We start from the raw sequence: 3,380 nt of genomic DNA on the forward strand, positions 1-3,380 counted from the left end.
AAATTCTTCATGTTCAGACTGGCTAGGCTATACGCTTAAAAGAAAGCTTGCCAACCGGGGAAATCCGCTGACCCGCACAAACCATATGCTTTCTTGATATCAGGATATTCTTCAAATAGGATGGCTGCTCTTTGTTTCTGTCTTTCTGTCCATTTATCGGCTGACTTGAAAAGCAAATACCGAGAACGTATAAGCAATTCCCTACGAGTATCACCATTGGAATATCGGTATGGGACATAATCTTTGTTGTTCTGTTTCGCTTCCTCCATTTCCTCGTTGGCTTGCTGTATGGCATCCCAACGGTGTTTGATGCGTAATTCCTGCACGGCATCACAAGCTAATTTTTGAATGTGAAAACGGTCTATAACACGACCGGCTTTAGGAAATGCAGTCCGTACAATCTTGCGCATGGAGTCTGAAAGAACAAGTGTTACCTCTTTAACGGCATAGCGACTTTCCTCGTCAATTCGTTGCAGCACAGCTATTACATCCTCTGATTTAGTCCCTGCCACGGCAGCTACCAGGGAACACTCTCTCGTACAGGCATCGTGGTTGGTCACAAAGGTGTAAAGTTTACCGTTGGAGAGTGAGGTCTCGTCAATTGCCAAATGCAGTCCCATATTCTCCGGAAACAGCATCCATTCATCGGCATGAGATAGCTGCTCCCACTTGCGATATCCACTGAGGACCTCCTTATACTGTTTCTCAAATGTATGACAGTCTATATGATAGAATTCCTCAAGCGTACGGCAGGTTACCGGGGATGGTTCCATACGTTTCTTTTAAAAAAGCTCCAAATTCTTTGGAGTATCGGGTCCCTTGGCACAACGTTGAGGTCGATGGGAATACTAAAGCTTTTGCCTGTGCTTAAGTCTGTCCAACGCCGGCGTCTGATTCTGAGAATTACCTTATGATCTCCTATGGGAAAGTCCGTCACATTTACAGCTTCCATAAAACCTTTGGATTCAAGATGTACGTCGTTGCTTAACTCTGGATTCATCTTTTCATCCAGACTGATATGAATCTCTTGAGAGGTTTGTTCAACTCTTGAGATAAGGAAGTAATCTAATATCTGCGCCGGCAACACAAGGCTGGCCAGCATGTTCAAATAATCGTTTTTCATAATGCGAAGTAAGTAATGCTTCATGAGTATAAAAAATAATCCCCACTAAAAATCTACTGAGCCTAAAAAAGGACCAACGTAAAAATATTTGGCACCCTCGATTTATTCTTATCCTTACTAGATATTAAAAGCAATTATTCAATTAGCAAAAAGATGTTTTGAATTTTTTTATCCCCTCTTTATTTCGCATATCCGACAGGATGATTTAGTAATAAATGTTGGGACTTTTTTAGCTTTAATATTTTTTCCAATGCATTTTTATCCATTGTCATCCGTGGTACTGTAACTAAGCCAGCCGAGGAACAGAATAGTGAAATATTTTGAGAAATAATCCCAGTATCACAAGCTCCTACAATTAGCAACTGTTCAGGATTTCCGCTATTAAAGCGGGACAAGTCAGCAACCAGTATCAGACATACAGGGGCTTCTGTTACAAAATTCTGTTGTCTGGCTACGGCAGAACGATAATCACCTTTAGCAACAGGTTGCAACTGATGTGCTTTGGCATCGTATAAATAACACCCATCTTTCATACATACATATACGTCAACTTCCTGTACATTATTTGCCGATGGTGCGGTACGTTTGCCTTCTGACGGACGGTTTATTCCGTTGGCTGCCCAAAGCAGGTCGGATAAATCCTGATGCGTCAGTTGTTTATTGGCAAATGCTCGTTCCGAATGTCTTTTATTCAATGCCTGCATCAATGTAACATTTCTGCTTTTATCCGGCTTATTCAAATTTATAACTTTCAATTCTTGAGCCTGTAATCCCATTATAATGCCCAATAATAAAACTGATAAAATTATTTTTTTCATATCTGCTCCTGTTATTTACTCAAATGAAGTCTGATTACATTTTCAATGATGGGTTCATAATTCATTTTATCAAACTTGACGAATAAATCATCTTTTGAGCCAATAGTACCACCGTCACCAATAACCATTGGAGTGACATTGAAATAAATGTCTGTTACCAAATCCTTGTCAAGGAAAGCATTGTAAGTCTGTACTCCGCCACCAACGATTATTTCTTCCATTCCTTTTCCTCTTAGGTATTCTACCGCTTCTTCAGGAGTATGAACGGTTTTGTGACCGCTTCGGGCTTCGTGATTGTTGGATAGCACGACGATTTCTTTTCCTGCAAGGGCATCTTGCAACGCATCGATAAACATGGTATAAGTAGAATACCCAAAAATAATGTTGCCGGACTCAACGGCTTTCTGTACAAGAAATTCCATGACTTCCGGTGCTATCTGATGATTGGGATTGTTTGCCAGCAATACTTTTCCATTTGCTGACACTGATGCAATTAATGTTACTTTCATACGATTGTTTTTTTATTGCTAATATTAGAAACATCCTTTCAATATCGAATGAATGTTTTGATTTGATGCAAAAGTAGTGTATCTTTGCTTACTAAAGTATATCAATATACTTTAGTATAGTAATATACAAGAGTATAGTTGTGGACTATTTAAATAAACTGGTTATATGGAAGACTTTAATGGATGCCCTTATTCAAATATTGTTGCTCTAAATGATACGCTGACTATTTTATCCGGTAAATGGAAGCTTAATATTATCCGGGCTTTGCTTTTTAGAAAATATAGGTTTAATGAACTTCAAAAGAAAATACCTCATATTACTCCCCGTATGTTGTCAAAGGAATTAAAAGAACTCGAATTGAACGGGGTTGTAAAGAGAGCTGTTTATAATACAGTGCCAGTGACGGTAGAATATGAATTGACATCTTCTGGGTTTCGGTTGAAAGAATTAATTGCAGCAATGATTCAATGGGGTGTTGCTCATCGGGAATATGTGAAGAGTGTCAATATCAATGATTGATACGTTATATAAGTTAATTATCCTTACACTAAAGCCTAAAGATTGTAAATCAAATATTTGCATAGTTCAAAAAGAAGCCATATCTTTGAACCCATGAGATAGGCAGACAAACAGTGGACAAAGCCGGACAAATGTCTAAAGATACAAAAAGCAACTAAATTGCAATACTTTGTGTATGAATTATTTAGATGATTTACAATGCTTGCTAAATGTCTCTATTTATGGCTACAATATAAGAAATGTCAGTAATGACAGTAGCGGTTGTTTTCTATCGCTCGTTTCCTTACTTATAAAGTATAAAGTTGTATATTATAAGTATTCAATTTAATTGCATCAATAATTCGTTAAAAATTCGCCACGCCTAAGCGGCTCTGGCAGTAAATAAAATGAGTTCTTTGAAAAGTTTGTCA

At 38.0% G+C, this 3,380-nt stretch carries 3 protein-coding genes and 2 pseudogenes; 1 reads left to right on the forward strand and 4 read right to left on the reverse strand.

Going from position 1 to position 3,380, the window contains the following annotated elements:
- Positions 1-74: 74 nt before the first annotated feature.
- From AB5903_RS22080 to AB5903_RS22095, 4 genes and pseudogenes are all read right to left on the reverse strand, one after another.
- Positions 75-773: pseudogene (locus AB5903_RS22080) on the reverse strand (transposase); the annotation flags it as partial.
- Positions 739-1,123, reverse strand: a pseudogene (locus AB5903_RS22085) (hypothetical protein). The pseudogenes AB5903_RS22085 and AB5903_RS22080, both read right to left, overlap by 35 nt.
- Before the next feature lie 179 nt (positions 1,124-1,302).
- Positions 1,303-1,941, reverse strand: coding sequence for a SagB/ThcOx family dehydrogenase (locus tag AB5903_RS22090; protein WP_060385055.1), 639 nt, complete (start codon positions 1,939-1,941; stop codon positions 1,303-1,305).
- Between the two features lie 11 nt (positions 1,942-1,952).
- Positions 1,953-2,450: a dihydrofolate reductase family protein gene (locus tag AB5903_RS22095; RefSeq protein ID WP_117956275.1), complete on the reverse strand. Its 498-nt coding sequence runs from the start codon at positions 2,448-2,450 to the stop codon at positions 1,953-1,955.
- 166 nt (positions 2,451-2,616) lie between these two features.
- On the opposite strand from AB5903_RS22095, the gene AB5903_RS22100 reads away from it, so the two are divergent.
- The gene (locus AB5903_RS22100) at positions 2,617-2,970 is read left to right on the forward strand and encodes a helix-turn-helix domain-containing protein (protein ID WP_022103358.1); all 354 of its coding nucleotides are present in this window, start codon (positions 2,617-2,619) and stop codon (positions 2,968-2,970) included.
- Positions 2,971-3,380 lie beyond the last annotated feature (410 nt).

The organism is Bacteroides sp. 2201st1_D9_2201SCRN_220225 (genome assembly GCF_040928965.1).
GTDB lineage: Bacteria > Bacteroidota > Bacteroidia > Bacteroidales > Bacteroidaceae > Bacteroides > Bacteroides stercoris.

Bases quoted from the DNA above. Each gene is read 5' to 3' on its own strand.
- AB5903_RS22090 (WP_060385055.1), bottom strand. From the start codon at position 1,941: ATGAAAAAAATAATTTTATCAGTTTTATTATTGGGCATTATAATGGGA.
- AB5903_RS22095 (WP_117956275.1), bottom strand. From the start codon at position 2,450: ATGAAAGTAACATTAATTGCATCAGTGTCAGCAAATGGAAAAGTATTG.
- AB5903_RS22100 (WP_022103358.1), top strand. From the start codon at position 2,617: ATGGAAGACTTTAATGGATGCCCTTATTCAAATATTGTTGCTCTAAAT.